Source organism: Pseudomonas sp. GT1P32 (assembly GCF_054897805.1).
In genome coordinates this window covers 343,453-363,122 of the sequence record NZ_CM142704.1, presented here as the reverse complement: position 1 = coordinate 363,122, position 19,670 = coordinate 343,453, and the positions used below count along the sequence as shown (strand labels likewise).

The 19,670-nt window shown below is 60.5% G+C and carries 19 protein-coding genes and 1 pseudogene; 11 read left to right on the top strand and 9 right to left on the bottom strand.

Annotated features, from left to right (window positions below; genetic code table 11):
• Entirely contained in the window at positions 1-1,491 is a 1,491-nt protein-coding gene (locus tag ACYZUC_RS01740) for an aldehyde dehydrogenase (protein ID WP_461993027.1), read from the bottom strand.
• A gap of 268 nt (positions 1,492-1,759) precedes the next feature.
• Entirely contained in the window at positions 1,760-3,136 is a 1,377-nt protein-coding gene (locus ACYZUC_RS01735) for a glutamine synthetase family protein (protein WP_253403907.1), read from the bottom strand.
• A 272-nt stretch (positions 3,137-3,408) separates the two neighbouring features.
• On the opposite strand from ACYZUC_RS01735, the gene ACYZUC_RS01730 reads away from it, so the two are divergent.
• From ACYZUC_RS01730 to ACYZUC_RS01710, 5 genes are all read left to right on the top strand, one after another.
• Positions 3,409-4,170 carry a gamma-glutamyl-gamma-aminobutyrate hydrolase family protein gene (locus tag ACYZUC_RS01730; protein WP_461993025.1) on the top strand — a complete coding sequence of 254 codons (762 nt, stop codon included), beginning with the start codon at positions 3,409-3,411 and terminating at the stop codon, positions 4,168-4,170.
• A 347-nt stretch (positions 4,171-4,517) separates the two neighbouring features.
• Positions 4,518-5,660 (top strand): polyamine ABC transporter ATP-binding protein, encoded by a 1,143-nt coding sequence (gene potA, locus ACYZUC_RS01725; RefSeq protein WP_008027211.1) that lies wholly within the window; start codon positions 4,518-4,520, stop codon positions 5,658-5,660.
• Between the two features lie 29 nt (positions 5,661-5,689).
• Positions 5,690-6,571, top strand: coding sequence for an ABC transporter permease subunit (locus ACYZUC_RS01720; protein WP_162130729.1), 882 nt, complete (start codon positions 5,690-5,692; stop codon positions 6,569-6,571).
• Complete coding sequence (locus ACYZUC_RS01715) at positions 6,568-7,452, top strand: ABC transporter permease subunit (RefSeq protein WP_461950775.1); 885 nt, start codon at positions 6,568-6,570, stop codon at positions 7,450-7,452. Before ACYZUC_RS01720 ends, ACYZUC_RS01715 begins: the two co-directional genes overlap by 4 nt.
• A 56-nt stretch (positions 7,453-7,508) precedes the next feature.
• The gene (locus tag ACYZUC_RS01710; protein WP_461993022.1) at positions 7,509-8,606 is read left to right on the top strand and encodes a polyamine ABC transporter substrate-binding protein; all 1,098 of its coding nucleotides are present in this window, start codon (positions 7,509-7,511) and stop codon (positions 8,604-8,606) included.
• Positions 8,607-8,870: 264 nt separating this feature from the next.
• Here the strand turns inward: ACYZUC_RS01710 and thpR are convergent, their stop codons facing one another.
• Positions 8,871-9,410 (bottom strand): RNA 2',3'-cyclic phosphodiesterase, encoded by a 540-nt coding sequence (gene thpR, locus ACYZUC_RS01705; protein ID WP_461993020.1) that lies wholly within the window; start codon positions 9,408-9,410, stop codon positions 8,871-8,873.
• Positions 9,411-9,470: 60 nt separating this feature from the next.
• Here thpR and ACYZUC_RS01700 point away from each other — a divergent pair, with 60 nt between their 5' ends.
• Positions 9,471-9,665, top strand: coding sequence for a hypothetical protein (locus ACYZUC_RS01700; protein ID WP_192415742.1), 195 nt, complete (start codon positions 9,471-9,473; stop codon positions 9,663-9,665).
• A gap of 13 nt (positions 9,666-9,678) precedes the next feature.
• Here the strand turns inward: ACYZUC_RS01700 and ACYZUC_RS01695 are convergent, their stop codons facing one another.
• Complete coding sequence (locus ACYZUC_RS01695; protein WP_461993018.1) at positions 9,679-10,032, bottom strand: DUF1428 domain-containing protein; 354 nt, start codon at positions 10,030-10,032, stop codon at positions 9,679-9,681.
• 2 nt (positions 10,033-10,034) lie between these two features.
• On the bottom strand, positions 10,035-11,120 hold the full coding sequence (locus tag ACYZUC_RS01690; RefSeq protein ID WP_461993017.1) for a hypothetical protein: 1,086 nt from the start codon (positions 11,118-11,120) through the stop codon (positions 10,035-10,037).
• 239 nt (positions 11,121-11,359) lie between these two features.
• On the opposite strand from ACYZUC_RS01690, the gene ACYZUC_RS01685 reads away from it, so the two are divergent.
• Positions 11,360-11,515 carry a hypothetical protein gene (locus ACYZUC_RS01685; RefSeq protein ID WP_461996828.1) on the top strand — a complete coding sequence of 52 codons (156 nt, stop codon included), beginning with the start codon at positions 11,360-11,362 and terminating at the stop codon, positions 11,513-11,515.
• On the top strand, positions 11,512-11,772 hold the full coding sequence (locus ACYZUC_RS01680) for a hypothetical protein (protein ID WP_461993015.1): 261 nt from the start codon (positions 11,512-11,514) through the stop codon (positions 11,770-11,772). The genes ACYZUC_RS01685 and ACYZUC_RS01680 overlap by 4 nt, the downstream gene beginning before the upstream one ends.
• A gap of 60 nt (positions 11,773-11,832) precedes the next feature.
• On the opposite strand, the gene ACYZUC_RS01675 is transcribed toward ACYZUC_RS01680, so the two are convergent.
• Complete coding sequence (locus ACYZUC_RS01675) at positions 11,833-12,723, bottom strand: LysR family transcriptional regulator (protein WP_461993013.1); 891 nt, start codon at positions 12,721-12,723, stop codon at positions 11,833-11,835.
• A 135-nt stretch (positions 12,724-12,858) separates the two neighbouring features.
• Between ACYZUC_RS01675 and ACYZUC_RS01670 the strand changes: the two genes are divergently transcribed.
• Positions 12,859-14,277, top strand: a complete 1,419-nt coding sequence (locus ACYZUC_RS01670) for an MFS transporter (RefSeq protein ID WP_461993011.1) — start codon at positions 12,859-12,861, stop codon at positions 14,275-14,277.
• Between the two features lie 422 nt (positions 14,278-14,699).
• On the opposite strand, the gene ACYZUC_RS01665 is transcribed toward ACYZUC_RS01670, so the two are convergent.
• On the bottom strand, positions 14,700-15,149 hold the full coding sequence (locus ACYZUC_RS01665) for a cupin domain-containing protein (RefSeq protein ID WP_253403920.1): 450 nt from the start codon (positions 15,147-15,149) through the stop codon (positions 14,700-14,702).
• A 138-nt stretch (positions 15,150-15,287) separates the two neighbouring features.
• Positions 15,288-15,413: pseudogene (locus ACYZUC_RS01660) on the bottom strand (DUF1801 domain-containing protein); the annotation flags it as partial.
• A gap of 180 nt (positions 15,414-15,593) precedes the next feature.
• Here ACYZUC_RS01660 and ACYZUC_RS01655 point away from each other — a divergent pair.
• Positions 15,594-16,970, top strand: a complete 1,377-nt coding sequence (locus tag ACYZUC_RS01655; RefSeq protein ID WP_461993009.1) for a pyridoxal-phosphate dependent enzyme — start codon at positions 15,594-15,596, stop codon at positions 16,968-16,970.
• Positions 16,967-18,145: a cystathionine gamma-synthase gene (locus ACYZUC_RS01650; RefSeq protein ID WP_461993007.1), complete on the top strand. Its 1,179-nt coding sequence runs from the start codon at positions 16,967-16,969 to the stop codon at positions 18,143-18,145. The genes ACYZUC_RS01655 and ACYZUC_RS01650 overlap by 4 nt, the downstream gene beginning before the upstream one ends.
• 138 nt (positions 18,146-18,283) lie before the next feature.
• Here ACYZUC_RS01650 and ACYZUC_RS01645 read toward each other — a convergent pair whose 3' ends face one another.
• Positions 18,284-19,384, bottom strand: a complete 1,101-nt coding sequence (locus tag ACYZUC_RS01645; RefSeq protein ID WP_461993005.1) for a polyamine ABC transporter substrate-binding protein — start codon at positions 19,382-19,384, stop codon at positions 18,284-18,286.
• Between the last annotated feature and the right edge of the window lie 286 nt (positions 19,385-19,670).

Here is a 19,670-nt window from a genome sequence, read left to right as displayed (position 1 = left end):
TTAGAGCTTGATCCAGGTCGCTTTGAGTTCGGTGTATTTGTCGAACGCGTGCAGCGATTTGTCCCGACCGTTACCCGACTGCTTGTACCCGCCGAACGGCGCGGTCATGTCGCCGCCGTCGTACTGGTTGACCCAGACGCTGCCGGCGCGCAAACCGCGGGCGAAGGTGTGGGCCTTGCTCAGGTTGCTGGTCCAGACACCTGCGGCCAGGCCGAAGATGCTGTCGTTGGCGATGGCCAAGGCTTCTTCAGCGGTATCGAAGGTGATCAGCGACAGCACCGGGCCGAAGATTTCTTCCCGGGCGATGGTCATGGCGTTGGTCACGCCGTCGAAAATCGCCGGTTCCACGTACAGGCCGCCGGTGGCTTCGAGGGTGCGGCTGCCGCCCGCGATCAGTTGCGCGCCCTGGTCTTTGCCGACCTGGATGTAGCGCAACACGTTGTCCAGTTGACGCTGATCGACGACCGCGCCGACGGTGGTTTGCGGGTCCAAAGCATGCCCTGGTTTCCAGGCTTGCAGCGCTTCCACCAACAGCGGAATGAACTGCTCGCGGATCGAACGCTCGACCAGCAAACGCGAACCGGCGGTGCAGACTTCGCCCTGATTGAAAGCGATGCCGCTGGCCGCTGCCTGTGCTGCCGCGCGCAGATCCGGCGCATCGGCGAACACCACGTTCGGGCTCTTCCCCCCAGCTTCGAGCCAGACGCGTTTCATGTTGCTTTGGCCGGCGTAGATCAGCAGTTGCTTGGCAATCGCGGTCGAGCCGGTGAAGGCCAGCACGTCGACGTCCATGTGCAACGCCAGCGCCTTGCCGACGGTGTGGCCGTAGCCCGGCAGGACGTTGAACACGCCTTTCGGAATGCCGGCGTCCAGCGCTAATTGAGCGATACGGATCGCGGTCAGTGGCGACTTTTCCGAAGGCTTGAGGATGAACGAGTTACCCGCCGCAAGGGCCGGGGCGAACTTCCAGCTGGCCATGATCAGCGGGAAATTCCACGGCACGATCGCGGCAACGACACCGGCAGGTTCGCGGGTGATGAGGCCGAGTTGATCGTGCGGCGTGGCGGCGACTTCGTCGTAGATCTTGTCGATGGCTTCGGCGCTCCAGCGGATCGCGTTGGCGGTCGCCGGGATGTCGATGTTCATCGAGTCGTTGATCGGTTTGCCCATGTCGAGGGTTTCGAGCAGGGCGAGTTCTTCCCGGTTGGCCAGGATCAGGTCGGCGAAGCGGATCAAAGTGCGCTTGCGTTCTGCGGGCGCCAAACGCGCCCAGACGCCGGATTCGAAGGTGCGGCGTGCGACGGCGACGGCTTCGTTGGCGTCGACTTCGTCGGTGCTGGCGACATTGGCCAGGAAGCGGCCGTCGACCGGGCTGATGCATTCGAAGGTTTCACCGCTGAGTGCATCGCGGTATTGGCCGTCGATGAAGGCGCGGCTTTCGATGGTTAGGGACTGGAAGCGTTGTTCCCAGTCGCTGCGAGTGTTTGTCATGGTTGTGACTCGACGCAGAGGAATGTTGGGTGGGCCGTGGGCGTTGGTGGTGGCTGAGCTGCCGCCATCGCCGGCAAGCCGGCTCCTACAGGGTTTGGTGACGTACACAAAAAGTGTGAACGACGAAGATCAACTGTAGGAGCCGGCTTGCTGGCGATGGCGGTGTGTCAGGCGAGATCAATGTTGATTGATCTACCGCCATCGCCAGCAAGTCGGCTCCTACAGAGTTTTGTGTCGTGCACGAAAGGTGTGGACGGCGCAGATCTCGTTAAACCGTGTGCAGGTACCAGTTGTACTCAAGGTCCGAAATGGAGTTTTCGAACTCGGCCAGCTCGCTTTCCTTGCACGCCACGAACACGTCGATGTACAGCGGGTCGATGTATTTGGCCATGACTTCGCTGTCGTCCAGCTCGCGCAATGCATCGCGCAGGTTGTTCGGCAGGCTCTGTTCGTTTTGCTCGTAGCTGTTGCCTTCCACCGGGGCACCCGGTTCGATCTCGTTGGTCAGGCCGTGGTGAATACCGGCCAGCACCGACGCCATCAGCAAGTACGGGTTGGCATCGGCACCGGCAACGCGGTGTTCGATACGCACGGAGTCCGGCGAACCAGTCGGCACACGTACCGCAACAGTACGGTTGTCGATGCCCCAGCTCGGCGAGTTCGGCACATAGAACTGCGCGCCGAAACGACGGTACGAGTTGACGTTCGGGCACAGGAAAGCCATCTGCGCCGGCAGGGTCTCGAGCACACCGCCGATCGCGTGTCGCAGCGCGGCGTTCTGCTCGGGATCCTCGCTGGCAAAGATGTTGTTGCCTTCTTTGTCGAGAATCGAAATGTGCACGTGCAAACCGTTGCCCGCCTGGCCCGGATACGGCTTGGCCATAAACGTGGTGTCCATCTCGTGGTCGTAGGCGATGTTCTTCACCAGACGCTTGAGCAACACCGCGTAGTCGCAGGCCTTGATCGGGTCGTTGACGTGATGCAGGTTCACTTCGAACTGCGCCGGGGCGCTTTCCTTGACGATGGCGTCAGCAGGAATGCCCTGCTCTTTCGCGCCTTCGAGGATGTCTTGCAGGCAATCGACGTATTCGTCGAGGTCGTCGATCAGGTACACCTGAGTCGACACCGGACGCTTGCCCGATACCGGCGAACGCGGCGACTGCGGACGACCATTCACGTTGTCCTGGTCGATCAGGTAGAACTCGAGTTCGAACGCAGCGCAGATGGTCAGGCCAAGTTCGTCGAACTTGCGCACCACATTGGCCAGCACTTCACGCGGGTCAGCGAAGAACGGCTCGCCTTCCAGTTCGTGCATGGTCATCAGCAACTGAGCGGTTGGGCGCTTCTGCCACGGCTCGATGCTCAGGGTGCCAGGGATGGGGAAGCAGATCCGGTCAGAGTCGCCGATGTCCAGACCCAGGCCGGTGCTTTCCACCGTGGAGCCGTTGATGTCCAGGGCAAACAGAGACGCCGGCAGGTTGATGCCTTTTTCGTAGACCTTATGAAGACTGGTGCGCTCGATGCGCTTGCCGCGCACCACACCGTTCATATCCGCAATCAGAAGGTCGACGTACAAAACCTCAGGATATTTCTTAAGGAATGCGTTTGCTTCGTTGAGTTGAACGGCACGCAGAGGGACCGACATGATGCACCTATTAGCTGTTAATTATTATGTTCACCGCACTTTCTGGAGCCCAGTCAACCCGAACGGCAAAGTGAAGTCAATAGCGAACACTTGGCCTTTCATCCTTTATTTTTGGGACTTTTCTGGGCACGAGAGTGCCATATAGGCCCTCAACACCGCACAAAGACTAGCAATCGGACGTATGGCGTTTAGAATTTTTTACATGAGAGTTGTTAATTAAAATCAACAAAGCTAAGCTCCTGAAAAACTCGTTCAAGGTCGAGGTGATAAAAATGGCATTCAAGCCATTGATCGGCGTTACAGCGTGCGTCAAACAGATTGGCCTGCACCCCTACCACATCAGCGGCGACAAGTACTTGCGTGCTGTCAGCGTCGCGGCTCTGGGGCTGCCCGTGGTCATTCCTTCCTTAGGCGAACTGACTGAAATCGAGGATGTGCTCGCGCATCTCGACGGTCTGTTGCTGACCGGTTCGCCATCGAATGTGGAGCCCTTCCACTATCAAGGCCCGGCCAGTGCTCCCGGCACGGATCACGATCCGGCGCGGGACGCCACTACCCTTCCTTTATTGCGTGCAGCCATTGCGGCGGGCGTTCCGGTACTCGGCATCTGCCGTGGCTTCCAGGAAATGAACGTGGCGTTTGGCGGCAGCCTGCATCAGAAGGTGCATGAACTGCCGGGCATGCTCGATCACCGCGAAGCGGACAGCCCTGAGCTGGCGGTGCAATACGCCCCGGCGCATGCGGTGACGGTGCAACCGGGTGGCGTGTTCGAAGCGCTGGAGTTGCCGACCGAGTTCATGGTCAATTCGATTCACAGTCAGGGCATCGACCGCCTCGCTCCCGGCCTGCGTGCCGAGGCGATTGCGCCGGACGGCTTGATCGAAGCGATTTCGGTGGACCACAGCCCGACCTTCGCTGTCGGTGTGCAATGGCACCCCGAATGGCAGGTGCTTTCGAATCCTCCTTATTTGAGTATTTTCCAGGCGTTCGGCGATGCATGCCGACGACGGGCCGCGCTGCGTAAAACCCGCTGACCCAAAACACCCATTTACTGCCCCCGCGAGTTTGGCGGGCGTGCCTTTGCGCGTCCGTGGCTCGCGAAAACAACACACTGCAATAACAACAAGTACGACCCAGGCAGCCAGGACGGCGGCGCCGAATAAGCCCGAGCGGTATGGATCAGGCGAGCGCAATCCTTTGTAGGAGCGAGGCTTGCCCGCGAAGGCGGTGTTTCAGGCAACGATGATATCGACTGACATACCGTCTTCGCGGGCAAGCCTCGCTCCTACAGGGGTTGCGCCAACCGAATGCCCCGGGCTTGCAATCCACTCTTAAGTCAGGCCGCGTTGGCCCGACGACTGAAACCTGTTGGGAGTTTCACATGGCAAACGCCTCCAGCATTTACAGGAAGGCTCTTGAAGGTCACCAGGCACCGAAAAAGGTGTTGGTGAAAGTCGACCGCGTCACCAAGAAATTCGACGAAACCACCGCAGTGGACGATGTTTCGCTTGAGATTCATCAAGGGGAAATCTTCGCCCTGCTCGGCGGTTCCGGCTCCGGCAAATCGACGCTGCTACGCATGCTCGCCGGCTTCGAGCGCCCGACCGAAGGGCGGATTCTGCTCGATGGCGTGGACATCACAGACATGCCGCCGTACGAACGGCCGATCAACATGATGTTCCAGTCGTACGCCTTGTTCCCGCACATGACCGTCGCACAGAACATTGCCTTCGGCCTCAAGCAGGACCGTTTGCCCGCCAGTGAAATCGACGCCCGCGTGGAAGAGATGCTGCGCCTGGTGCACATGACCCAATACGCCAAACGCAAACCCCATCAACTCTCCGGCGGTCAACGTCAGCGTGTCGCCCTCGCCCGCTCCCTGGCCAAGCGTCCGAAGCTGTTGCTGCTCGACGAACCGATGGGCGCGCTGGATAAAAAACTGCGTTCTCAGATGCAGCTTGAGCTGGTGGAAATCATCGAACGCGTTGGTGTGACCTGCGTAATGGTGACCCACGATCAGGAAGAGGCCATGACCATGGCCCAACGCATCGCGATCATGCACTTGGGCTGGATCGCCCAGATCGGCAGCCCGGTGGATATTTACGAAGCCCCGGTCAGCCGCATGGTCTGCGAATTCATCGGCAACGTGAACGCCTTCGAAGGCACCGTTGTCGAGGACCTTGAAGGTCACGCGATCATTCACAGCAAGGATCTGGAACAGAAGATCTACGTCGGCCACGGCGTCAGCACTTCGGTGGAGGACAAGTCCATCACCTACGCGATCCGTCCGGAAAAACTGCTGGTCAGCACCACCCAACCCGAGTCCCGCTACAACTGGTCCCAGGGCAAGGTGCATGACATCGCCTACCTCGGCGGTCACTCGGTGTTCTACGTCGAATTGCCTGGCGGCAAAGTCGTGCAGTCGTTCATGGCCAACGCCGAACGCCGTGGCGCGCGTCCGACCTGGGACGACAAAGTCTACGTGTGGTGGGAAGACGACAGCGGCGTGGTACTGCGCTCATGAAAACACTCAATCAGCAGTTCATGCGGCTGATGCCGAGTGGTCGAAAGCTCGTCATCGGGATTCCATTCCTGTGGCTGTGCCTGTTTTTCCTGTTGCCGTTCTTCCTGGTAATGAAGATCAGCTTCTCGGAAGCGGCGCTGGCCATTCCTCCTTACTCCGAGATCTACACCTTCGCCGAACAGAAGCTCCAGCTGTTCCTCAACGTCGGCAACTACCTGATGCTGACCGAGGATGAGTTGTACATCTCGGCTTACTTCGGCTCGTTGAAGGTCGCGTTTTTCAGCACGCTGATGTGCCTGGTGATCGGCTTCCCGATGGCCTACGCGATCACCAAGGCAAGCAAGGAAGCGCAAAACGTCTTGCTGCTGTTGATCATGATGCCGACCTGGACTGCGATCCTGATCCGCGTTTACGCGTGGATGGGCATCCTCAGCAACAACGGTTTGCTCAACGCGTTTTTGATGTGGACCGGGCTGACCGATCACCCGATCGAGATCCTCAACACCAACACGGCCGTGTATATCGGCGTGGTCTACGCCTACCTGCCGTTCATGGTCTTGCCGCTGTACGCCAACCTGGTCAAGCACGATCAAAGCTTGCTGGAAGCGGGTTCGGACCTGGGGTCGAGCAACTTCAACAACTTCTGGAAAATCACCGTGCCGCTGGCCAAGAACGGGATCATCGCCGGCTGCATGCTGGTATTCATTCCGGTGGTCGGTGAGTTCGTGATTCCGGAACTGCTGGGCGGCCCGGAAACCCTGATGATCGGCCGTGTGCTGTGGCAAGAGTTCTTCAACAACCGCGACTGGCCGGTGGCGTCTGCCTTGGCCGTGGTGATGCTGTTGATCCTGATTGTGCCGATCCTGTTGTTCAACCGTAGCCAGGCCAAAGAGATGGAGGGTCGGGGATGAAACGCTTCGGATTTTCAAAGTTCATGCTGATTTTCGGCCTGTCGTTTATCTACCTGCCGATGCTGATTCTGGTGATTTACTCCTTCAACGCCTCGAAACTGGTGACGGTGTGGGGCGGCTGGTCGGTGAAGTGGTACGTCGGCTTGCTCGACAACTCGCAACTGATGGGCTCGGTGGTGCGCTCGCTGGAGATTGCCTGCTACACCGCGATTGCGGCGGTGGCGTTGGGGACTTTGGCGGCGTTCGTGCTGACTCGTGTCACGCGCTTCAAGGGTCGTACGCTGTTTGGTGGCCTGGTCACCGCGCCGTTGGTGATGCCTGAAGTGATCACCGGTCTGTCACTGTTGCTGTTGTTCGTGGCCATGGCGCAACTGATCGGCTGGCCGATGGAGCGTGGCATCGTCACCATCTGGATCGCCCACACCACGTTCTGTGCGGCCTATGTGGCGGTGGTCGTCTCCGCCCGCCTTCGCGAGCTGGACCTGTCCATCGAAGAAGCGGCCATGGACCTCGGGGCGAAACCGTTCAAGGTGTTTTTCCTGATCACCATCCCGATGATCGCGCCGTCACTGGCGGCCGGCGGCATGATGTCGTTTGCCCTGTCGCTGGATGACCTGGTGTTGGCGAGTTTCGTATCCGGCCCAGGCTCGACGACCTTGCCGATGGAGGTGTTCTCGGCGGTACGTCTGGGCGTGAAGCCTGAGATCAACGCCGTGGCCAGCCTGATTCTGCTCGCCGTTTCGATCGTGACCTTCATGGTCTGGTACTTCAGCCGCCGCGCCGAAGCCACCCGCAAACGGGCGATCCAGGAAGCAATGGACCAGACCGCCAGCGAATCCTGGCAGCAACCGAAAAAGCAAATGGTAGAAGCGACGGCCTAGTGCCGTCGCGTTTCACAGCTTTGCGCATTGAATAAAAAAAGAATGGAGTTGTACCGATGAAAATGTTTGGCAGGACTCTGCTGACACTGTCCTTAATGGGCGCAATCGTCACCGGCGCCCAGGCCAATGACAAGGTACTGCGCGTCTACAACTGGTCGGATTACATCGCCCCGGACACCGTCAAGAAGTTCGAAGACGAGACCGGTATCCGCGTGACCTACGATGTGTTCGACAGCAATGAAACCCTTGAGGCACGCCTGCTCGCAGGCAAATCCGGCTATGACATTGTCGTGCCGTCCAACAGCTTCCTGGCCAAGCAGATCAAGGCTGGCGTCTATCAGGAACTGGACAAGTCGAAGCTGTCGAACTGGAAAAACCTCAACCCGGTGTTGCTGAAAAACGCTTCGGCCAGCGACCCGGGTAACGGTCACGCCTTCCCGTACATGTGGGGCTCGATCGGCATCGGTTTCAACCCGGCCAAGGTCAAGGAAGTGCTCGGTGCCAATGCGCCGACCAACTCCTGGGACTTGCTGTTCAAACCGGAAAACGCCGAGAAGCTGAAAGCCTGCGGCATCAGCTTCCTCGACTCGCCGACCGAGATGCTGCCCGCCGCCCTGCACTACCTGGGCTACCCGGTGAACTCGCAGGACAAGGCACAGATCGCCGAAGCTGAAGCGCTGTTCATGAAGATCCGGCCGTCGGTGGCGTACTTCCATTCGTCGAAGTACATATCCGACCTGGCCAACGGCAACATCTGCGTTGCGGTCGGTTACTCCGGCGACGTGCTGCAAGCCAAGGCCCGCGCGCAGGAAGCGGGCGACAAGGTGAAGATCGACTACAGCATTCCGAAAGAAGGCGCCGGCAGTTTCTACGACATGGTCGCGATCCCACGGGATGCGGCGAACGTCGACAACGCCTACCTGTTCATGAACTTCCTGATGCGCCCGGACATCATTGCCGAGATCACCAACAACATCGGCTACAGCAACGCCAACGCGGCGGCGACGCCGTTGGTGGATGAAGCGATTCGCAATGACCCGGGCTCGTATCCGCCCTTGGCCGTGATGGCGACGTTGTATGCGATTCCGGACATGCCGATCGGCGTTCAGCGGGTGATGACCCGGGGCTGGACGCGGGTGAAGCTCGGGAAATAATTGAGCGCCCCCCTGTAGGAGCGAGCGGGCGGCGTTCCGACTTGCCCGCGAAAGCGATGTGTCAGTCACCATTGATGTTGAATGTGACGGCCTCTTCGCGGGCAAGCCTCGCTCCTACAGGGGGTAGGCCAGACACAAACATTGGGGTTTTTACTGTTTACCGTTCACGCAGCGCCTTACCACCGCTGCACTCCTCTCTGACGAACGGCCTCACCTGGCTTCCTCGGTTAAGGTGAATTTGGCGCCCTCCTCGGGCGCCTTTTTTTATGCCGGCACCAGCGGCCATTCGGCCAGCGCCCGGTAACGACCCTTGTGCGATTCAAACAACACAAATCGATCCGCCCGCAGATAAAACTCCGGCGGCGTCGTCGACTCAGGCACCGGCGCCCGATAGTCACGCATCAACGTCAGATGTGGTCTGAATTCCTTGTGTGCCTCTTCAAACCCGAACGGCAACATCGCCTGCTCCAGCGCATACACCAGCCGCAGCAACTCCGGCGGCGCCTGTTCCGGCGCGAGCACCAACACCCCGGCCCTGCGCCACACATCCAGCCGATCCAGCGCCAACCGCAACGTCGCACCCGGCACGCGCACCTTTGCTGCCGCCGCGCAGATCTCGGAAATCTGCGCCACCTCCACAGCGCCCAAAAACAGCAACGTCAGATGGAAGTTTTCAACCGGCACCGGACGCCCGATGCGCAATTGCAGCGCGCTGCGCCATTGGGCAATCGCCTTGCGCTGGTCGGGTGGGCAATCCAATGCGAAAAACAGCCGTTTGACCGGCTCCGGGGTTTCGTCGCTCACGCCTGGCACCTCCTGACATGCACGTTATAGTTGAACCAACCGAATAAACGGGACGGGGCCATGCGAGAGATCATCAGCAAAGAGCCATGGTGGGCCGTGCCACCGCAACCGGGTCAGGATGAGTCAGAGCTGGAATGGGGCTGGCTGGTTCACTATAGCGAAGGTGAACCGCGTTTCGAGTTTGTCAAAGAGCGACCGACCGACAGTGAGATCCGCAATCGCAAGAGTTGCAGGATCACCCCGACGCCGGAGTGATCCTGTCACGCACTCAGGCCTGCAAGAGGATGTTGAAGCCGCCGAAAATCATCCGCTGACCATCGAACGGCATCGGGTTGACGTCCTGCTGCATACGCGGGTCGGCCATCATTTTCTGCATGCCAACATCGCGGGTGGGCTTGTCCGGCCAGACGATCCAGGAAAACACCACGGTTTCGTCGTCCTTGAGTTTCACGGCCAGCGGAAACGAAGTCACTTTGCCGTCGGGCACGTCATCGCCCCAGCATTCGACGATGCTCAGGGCGCCGTTTTCCTTGAAAATCACAGCGGCGGATTCCGCGTGTTTCTTGAATTTTTCGCGGTTGGCACTGGGCACCGCAAAGACACAGCCATCGACGTAAGACATGGTCATTCTCCTGCCTGGGGTAGAGGGGCGATCTGCGGTTTAGTCGGTTCGGACGGGCTCCAATCGACAGCGCCGCTGCCCGAACTGACCGACGGTACGTCGGCACTCCCCGCCAGGTTGCCCTCGATCTGCCCTGCCATGTACAACGTCCCCGCCATCACACCGGTGGTCGGGTTCTGCACCAGTTTTATCCAGGCCTTGTCGAACGTGTTGCCCAGACTGCTGCGAATCAGCGCCTCGCTGTCCGGCCGGTCGTTGGCCTGAATCAACGCGCGAATCCCCGCCACGCCCAAGGTAATCAAGCCTCCGGCGAATTTCCCCGCCGCTGCGGACACCGCGCTGGCGGCACCGCGCGGGGCCATTTCGGCTTCCATCCGCTGGCTCGCGCGCCTGGCCACCGGCGCCATGGCCTGGTCGGTGGAATCAACGCCCTTGCTACCGCCGGCCTTGTGGATCTTGTCGATCAGCGCCGCGTACGCCGGCAGGGTGTTGAGCGGCTGGGTGTGCATGACCTGGTACAGCGAAGCGTCCCGCGCGGGGGGCGGTCCGAGGGCGATGGCCGGGATTTTCTGGATACGGCCATTGAGCTGGGCCATGGGCACGCCGTGGCGCTGGGAGATTTTTTGCAGTTCTTCCTGAAGAATGTCCACGTAGAACGCCGTGGCCAGACCGAGGATCTGGTCGGGATCAATCTCTACCGCGACCGGGGCCAGCACGCGTTTCTGGTATTGCTCCAGCAGATAGGCCGCCAGGCGTTTCGACGAGGCATCCTGCTCACCCTGGGCGCTGAGGCTGTACCAACTGACTTTCATCGACAGCCATTCCTGGGTCCAGTAACTGCTGAACCAGGGAATGAAGTTTTCTTCGGTCAGCTGATAGACCCGGGTTCGCCAGTAATCCATGGCGCCGCGCGAATAGATTTTTGCCTGTTCGGTGGCGGACTGGGATGCCGCGACGATGTCCCGATCCACCTGCTGCCAGGTGCTCTGGGAAATGATCACCGGCGGCGCAGGCGCCGGGGCACGCGCAGGCGTGACGCATCCCGCCAACACCAGCAGCACGGCGACGATCAGCGAACGCAGGTTCAAGATCGTGGTTCTCTAGGGTTGAAATCAGATTAAGGGTTTCTACCTGAGTATAGGTGTTTGCCTGCAAGAGCATCGCGAGCAGGCTCACTCCCACAAGGGATCAGCGTCGGTCACAAAACAACTTTCAACACCGGCCCCTGTGGGAGCGAGCCTGCTCGCGAAGAGGCCCGAATGAACACCACAAAAACCCGACCATCACTCACATCGATATTCACCATCGCCGCGAATGCCTTCCGCTCATGAACCGTCAGCGTAGGATCAACTTCAACCCGACACACAACCCCGAACCGGAGGGGCAAATCATGTTGATCCATCTGCTGACCTGCCTGGCCCTGACAGCCTTAACGCTGACCGTATTTTCGTGGTACGTCCTGACCGAGGAGCGCACATCATGATCCACACCGTCACCCTCGCCGTGAGCTTTCCGGTGTTCGGCAACAACTACTACTCGCAGCAGGCCGTCTCGCGCAAAGTGCTGTCGCTGGTGTTCGACAAGAACTTCGAAGCGCTGCTGATGCCTGCCGCCGGAAACCACTTCAGCAACGAAGTGGTCGGCCTTAACGATCAATTCCGCTTTTTGAATGATGTGCTGGCCGAGCATCTGCTGGACGCCGAACTGGCCCATCACACCTCGCGGTCGTTCACTTTTTGAGCCTGCCCGTCAGCGCCATTCAGTGACATAGGCCGGCGCGACCCCTGCAGGCGTCTTAGGCTATTGCGCACAGACCTCACGAAAACACCCGCGTAACCAGCGATGCACCGGATCGGCGTCCAGACGCGGATGCCAGAGCATCGCGACGGTGAATTCCGGCAGGGCAAACGGCAGCGCAAAACTGTGCATGCCCGCCCGCAGGTTTTCGGTGTGGCGTTCAGGAACGGCAGCGATCAAATCGGTGGCTCGGGCAAGCGCCAGAGCGGTCGAGAAACCGGCGACGATGGTCACGACCTGCCGTTCCAGTTGCAGCGCCGCCAGCGCTTCATCGACAGGCCCCTTGTCGAGCCCGCGCCGCGAGACGCTGATGTGACCGCCCGCCGCATAACGTTCCGGGGTGATCTCGCCCTGGCTCAACGGGTGACCCATGCGCACCACGCCGATGAAGCGGTCGCGAAACAGACCCTGGGTCCTTAACTCAGGCCCGGCAGCCTTCCCCACCACACCGGTTTCCAGATCAACGGTCCCGTCCCGCAACGACGTGCTGTCCTTGTCAGGTTTGTGCATGAAGCGCAGCAGCACGCCCGGCGCTTGCTCGGCGACGCGGGCGATGAGCGGCGCACCAAAGTTCTCCACAAAACCTTCGCTGGTGCGCAACGTGAACGTGCGAACCAGTTGTTTCAAGTCAGGTTGCTCAGCCGGGCGCAGCACCGCTTCGGCGTCCTGCACCAACTGGCTGACCCGCTCGCGCAATTCCAGCGCCCGAGGCGTGGCCACCAGTCCGCGCCCGGCCCGGACCAGCAACGGGTCACCGGTGGTTTCGCGCAACCGCGCCAACGCCCGGCTCATCGCCGACGGGCTCAGTCGCAAGCGTTTGGCGGCGCGCGCCACGCTGCCCTCGGCCAGCAGTGCATCAAGGGTAATCAGCAAATTGAAATCGGGAGTCGACATGCGTTGCCCCACGGCCGGGTGAGATGGCGTTTGACGCACGAGTAGAGTGCAACCCGTGCGTCTTCCGCCATGTTAGGCGCCCGCGTAGATTTCTGATAGCTCCACTTCGGGAGTGGCCAGATCCAGAGGGACAGCATGAAGCCGACTATCGCCATCGTGGACAACACAACACAGACACCCGCCGTTCGCTGGGCGCTGGTCAGCCTTTCGCTGTCGATGCTGCTGTCGTCACTCGGCACCAGCGTCGCCAACGTCGGTTTGCCGACGCTGGCCCAGGTGTTCGGTGCAACCTTTCAGGACGTGCAGTGGGTCGTCATCGCGTATCTGCTGGCGATCACCACGCTGATCGTCAGTGCCGGAAGGCTCGGCGACCTGATCGGCCGTCGCCGGCTGCTGCTCGGCGGCATTGGCGTGTTCACCCTCGCCTCGGCGTTGTGCGCGTGGGCACCGACATTGGGGATGTTGATTGGCGCCCGAGCCCTGCAAGGGCTCGGCGCGGCGATCATGATGGCGCTGACCATGGCCTTCGTCGGTGAGACAGTGACGAAAGCCAAAACCGGCAGCGCCATGGGGTTGCTCGGGACGATGTCGGCGATTGGCACCGCGCTGGGGCCATCGCTGGGCGGCCTGTTGATCAGTGGATTCGGTTGGCGGGCGATGTTCCTGGTCACCGTGCCCCTGGGCCTGATGACGCTGCTGCTTGCGCATCGCTATCTGCCGGCGGATCGGCAGGAGGCAACCACAGGGAACGCCCGTTTTGACGCGTGGGGCACGCTGGTATTGGCACTGACGTTGGCGGCGTATGCGCTGGCCATGACGTTGGGCCGTGGCCATTTCGGGCTGCTTAATATTGGTTTGCTGTTGGCGGCGGGGTTCGGCGTGGGGCTCTTCGTTTTGGTTGAAATGAACGTCGCCTCGCCGCTGATACGGCTGGCGATGTTTCGCAACCCGGTGCTGAGCGCGAGCCTGGCCATGAGCACACTGGTCGCTACGGTGATGATGGCTACGTTGGTGGTCGGGCCGTTTTATCTGGCCCATGGGCTGGGGCTGAAGGCGGTTGTGGTGGGAATAGTGCTCGCGGTCGGGCCCTGTGTCGCGGCCCTGACAGGTGTGCCCGCCGGCCGGATCGCCGACCGATTCGGCGCCCAACGGATGACTGTCGCCGGGCTGCTCGCCATGGCCGTCGGTTGCCTGGTGTTATCGGTGTTGCCGCTGACAGTCGGCATCGGCGGGTACGTTGCGCCGATGGTGGTGATCACGCTCGGCTATGCCGTGTTCCAGACGGCCAACAACACCACGGTCATGAGCGATGTGCAGCCCGATCAGCGCGGCGTTGTCTCGGGCATGCTCAATCTGTCGCGAAACCTGGGACTGATCACTGGCGCCTCGGCATTGGGCGCTGTATTCGCCCTCGCCACGCAGGCGGCCGACATTACCCTGACGCCACCCGAAGCCGTGGCCCACGGCATGCGGGTCACCTTCGCGGTAGCGTTGGGGCTGATCGTTGTTGCGCTCGGCGTCGCACTAGCCCGCCGAACGCTGAAACCTTTGTAGGAGCCGGCTTGCCGGCGATGGAGTGTCAGTCGACATCGATTCAGCTGACCCACCATCGCCGGCAAGCCGGCTCCTACATGTGCGTGTGTGCTCCTGGGATGTTCGGTTGACGTAAATTCTGTAGGAGCCGGCTTGCTGGCGATGGCGGCGTATCAATCGCCATTGATGTTGGCTGACACACCGCTATCGCCGGCAAGCCGGCTCCTACAAGTGTGTGTGTGTACCGGGAATGTTCGGTTGACGTAAATCCTGTAGGAGCCGGCTTGCTGCGGGCGGCGTTCCGACGATGGTGGGTCAGCTGAATCGAAGTCGACTGACACTCCATCGCCAGCAAGCCGGCTCCTACAGGGATTTGCGGTGTATTAAAATTCGCGCATGACAGGTGAACCGTCGATAACCATATCGACGGTTCCCCCTAGGCCTTACTGCTTGATCACAACCAGCGGTTCGCCTTTCTTCACGATGTACGTCGCCAGTTCGGAGCCGGTTTTGGTTCCGATGTTCTTCGCGACATGCGCAACGCCCGCCGGGATGTACAGCGAATCACCGGTTTTCAACGTGACCGGTGGCTGCCCTTCCAGTTGATATTCGAACGTGCCGTCGATGACATAAGCCACTTCCACGCCGGGGTGGGAGTGGTTGGGCGACGAGACGCCCGGATCGATATCAACCCGTACCTGGATCACTTCACGACCGTCGACGTCGAGGTCCTTTTTCAGGAGATCGGTGCGATGAATCCCTGTCTGCCAGCTTTTTGCAGGGGCCTTCACTTCCTCGGCCTGAGACATCCCGGAGAACGCAGCGAGTGCGGCAGTGGTGACAACAGCGACGCCAAGCATTCTGGCGGTGTGACGAGCGTTGATACGGAACATGGCATTTCTCCGGTGGATACCGTTGTGGTGCCCCATTAGGCGGCCGTCGTGTATCGGGGACGTGTCGTGGATGCCATGGTTTTGTAAGCCAAGATAGCTTTGGCTGCGAGGGATACACAGGAATACAAACCGGCCGATTCATTTGGAGGTGTTGAGCACCACCGCCGCCCGAATCAGCGCCTTCACTGTTTTTTCATCAAGCGTCTCACCCTCATGCACATCAATCGCACGGCGGGTATTGCCTTCCAGGCTGGCGTTGAAGAGCTTGAGTATTACCGACTGGCGGATTCTCTCCAGCAATCAGGTGACCGGCTGGTCGCACAAAGTTGCGAGAGGCGCAATCGCGGCCTATGGTCCAAACGATGCATTGCTGGCGACTGGCGTGCGATGGCTCGCCGCCGGTTGCTGTCCTTCCCGTGCGAATTTTCGCAAAGAGGTGACAACATGCCGAATGACTCCCGCCCTGCCGTGCTTGAACTGATCGGCAATACGCCGCTGGTGCGCGTCAGCCGCTTTGACACGGGCCCATGCACCCTGTTTCTCAAGCTCGAATCACAGAACCCCGGCGGCTCGATCAAGGACCGCATCGGCCTGGCGATGATCGACGAAGCCGAGCGCGACGGCCGGCTGAAGTCCGGCGGCACCATCGTCGAGGCCACCGCCGGCAACACCGGCCTCGGTCTGGCCCTGGTCGGTCGCGCCAAGGGCTATCGGGTGGTGCTGGTGGTGCCGGACAAGATGTCCACCGAGAAAGTCTTGCACCTCAAGGCCATGGGCGCCGAGGTGCACATCACCCGCTCTGACGTCGGCAAGGGCCATCCCGATTATTACCAGGACGTTGCGGCACGGCTGGCGCTGGAGATTCCCGACGCATTCTTCGCCGACCAGTTCAACAACCCGGCCAACCCGCTCGCCCATGAGTGCAGCACCGCACCGGAGATCTGGGCGCAAACCCAGCATGACGTGGATGCGATTGTCGTCGGTGTCGGTTCGGCCGGCACGCTGACCGGGCTGACCCGTTTCTTCAAGCGCGTACAGCCCAATCTGGAAATGGTGCTGGCCGACCCCATCGGTTCGGTGATGGCCGAATACAGCCGCAGCGGCACCATGCAGACGCCCGGCTCGTGGGCGGTGGAAGGCATCGGCGAAGACTTCATCCCCTCGATTGCCGACCTGTCCAGCGTGCGCCACGCCTATTCGATCAGCGACGAGCAAAGCTTCGATCACGCCCGCCAACTGCTGCGCGCCGAAGGCATTCTCGGCGGTTCTTCAACCGGTACCCTGCTGGCGGCGGCCCTGCGTTACTGCCGCGAACAAACCACGCCCAAACGCGTGGTCAGCTTCGTCTGCGACACCGGCACCCGCTACCTGTCGAAGGTCTACAACGACCAGTGGATGAACGATCAGGGCTTGCTCAAGCGCAAACCTTATGGCGACCTGCGCGATGTGATCGCACGGCGTTTCGAGGATGGCCGAGTGATCAGCGTCGGCCCGGACGACACGCTGCTGACCGCGTTCCAACGCATGCGCCTGGCGGATGTGTCGCAATTGCCGGTGCTGGTGGACGGCAAGCAACTGGTCGGCGTGATTGACGAATCCGACATTCTGCTGGGCATGCAGGAAGATCCTTCGCACTTCCGCTTGACCGTGGCCAGCGCAATGACCGACAAAGTACAAACCCTGCCGGCCAGCGCCAATCTGGTCGAGTTGCAAGCAGAACTCGATCGCGGGCTGGTGGCGATCATCGCCGACGCCTCGGGCTTCCATGGCCTGATTACCCGCGTCGACCTGCTCAATCATTTGCGGAGATCCCTTGCATGAGTCAACACGATGAAAACGCCGCGACACGCGCCTTCGCCACTCGGGTGATCCATGCCGGGCAAACGCCGGACCCGACCACCGGCGCATTGATGCCACCGATTTATGCCAACTCCACCTATTTGCAACAAAGCCCCGGCGTGCACAAAGGTTTCGATTACGGGCGCTCGCACAACCCGACGCGCTTCGCCCTGGAGCGTTGCGTCGCCGACCTGGAAAGCGGCACCCAGGCCTTCGCGTTCGCCTCCGGGCTGGCGGCGATTTCCACGGTGCTGGAACTGCTCGACGCAGGCTCGCATATCGTGTCCGGCAATGACCTGTACGGCGGGACGTTCCGACTGTTCGACAAAGTGCGTAAACGCAGCGCCGGGCATCGTTTCAGCTTCGTCGACCTGACGGACCTCGCGGCGTTCGAAGCGTCATTGCAGGACGACACCAAAATGGTCTGGGTCGAGACGCCGAGCAATCCGTTGCTGAGCCTGACCGACCTCGCCGCCGTCGCACGTATCTGCCGCGACCGCGGCATCATCTGCGTCGCCGACAACACCTTTGCCAGCCCGTGGATCCAGCGCCCGCTGGAGCTGGGCTTCGACATCGTGCTGCACTCGACCACCAAATACCTGAACGGCCACTCCGACGTGATCGGCGGCATCGCTGTGGTCGGGCAGAACCCGGAACTGGCGCAACGCCTGGGTTTCCTGCAGAACTCGGTGGGCGCGATCGCCGGACCGTTCGACGCGTTTCTGACCCTGCGCGGCGTGAAAACCCTGGCGCTGCGCATGGAGCGTCACTGCAGCAACGCGCTTGAGTTGGCGCAATGGCTGGAGCGCCAGCCGCAAGTGGCGCGCGTCTACTACCCGGGCCTGCCGTCGCACCCGCAGCATGAATTGGCGAAGCGGCAGATGCGCGGTTTCGGCGGGATGATTTCTGTCGATCTGAAGAGCGATCTGGCGGGTGCCACGCGTTTCCTTGAGAGCGTACGGATATTCGCCCTGGCCGAGAGTCTGGGCGGCGTGGAAAGCCTGATCGAGCACCCGGCGATCATGACCCACGCCACCATCCCCGCAGAAACCCGCGCGCAGCTGGGCATCGGCGACGGGCTGGTGCGGTTGTCCGTGGGGGTTGAGGATGTCGAGGATCTGCGTGCCGATTTGGCGCAGGCGCTGACGCGGATCTAAAAACCCTGTAGGAGCCGGCTTGCCGGCGATGGCGGTGTGTCAGCCAACATTAATGCTGATTGATCTACCGCTATCGCCGGCAAGCCGGCTCCTACAGGGGAATGCGTAAGGCCGGCCGATTGCGCTCCGCCCTGAGTGTTATTCGCCGGACTTGATGCTGGTCCAGACCCGTGTGCGCACCCGCTCAAGCTTTTGCGGCAACGGTTGCACCACATACAGGGTTTTCAACGCTTCACTGGTCGGCGTCAGGTTCGGGTTGCCGGTGATCTCTTTGTTGATCAGCGCAAGCGAGTCCTTGTTGGCGTTGGGGTAGCCGAGGAAATCACTGATCGGGGCGATGACTTTCGGGTCCAGCAGGTTGTTCAGAAACTCGTGGGCCTCCTCCACGTTCTTCGCGCTTTTTGGAATCGCAAAGGTATCAAACCAGATCGGCGCGCCCTCCTTCGGCAAGCGCCAATCGACGACTACGCCGTTGCCCGCTTCCTTGGCGCGATTGCCGAACTGGTAGAAGCTGCCGGAGTAGCCGATGGCGACGCAGATATCGCCGTTGGCGATGTCGGTCATGTACTTGGCGGAGTTGAAGTAGGTGACGTAAGGGCGAATCTTCAGCATCAGCGCCTTGGCTTTTTCGTAGTCGTCCGGGTTCTGGCTGTTCGGGTCCAAACCTAGATAATGCAGTGCAATCGGCAGAATTTCCGAAGGCGTATCGAGCATGGCGACGCCGCAGGATTTGAGCTTCTGCATGTTCTCCGGTTTGAACACCAGGTCCCAACTGTCCACCGGCGCATTCTCACCCAGCGCGGCCTTGACCTTGGCCGGGTTGAAACCGATCAGCACGGTGCCGTACATGTAGGGCACGCCGTACTGGTTGCCCGGATCGTTCTTGTCCAGCAATGCGAGCAGTGCCGGGTCCTGATGTTTCCAGTTCGGCAGCTTGGTCTTGTCGAGTTTCTGGAATACACCGGCCTTGATCTGGGTTTCGATGAACTGGTTCGACGGCACCACCAGGTCGTATCCCGAGTTACCGGTCAGCAGCTTCGCTTCCAGCGATTCGTTGGTATCGAAGGTGTCCCAGGTCACTTTGATTCCGCTTTTCTGGGCGAAGTCCTTGGGCACGGACGGCAGGATGTAGTCCGCCCAGTTGTACACCCGCAATTCCCGCTGTTCGGCGTGCACGGCACTCGCCAACAGCGTCAGCCCACAAACAGTGGCGCCCAGTATGCGTTTCATCATGACCATGAATGAATTCCCCAAGTGTGTCGCTCGTTGGTTTTTATGTTCTGTACACGGCAGGCCTTAAAAATTGCCAAGGGCAAGGAAAACAGGATTTCAGTTGTGGATTCGCAAGCGTGCTGAAACAGCAATGCTGCTTCGATTCTTGCTGACGAACGAGTGAGTTCATAGTGCGAGGTCGGCCAAAAGGAGATCGAAATGGCCAATATCGGTGTCCCGGTGGATCCGGTTGATGGGGATGCAGAAAGATTTTCAGCAACACGCCACCCCTGTGGGAGCGAGCCTGCTCGCG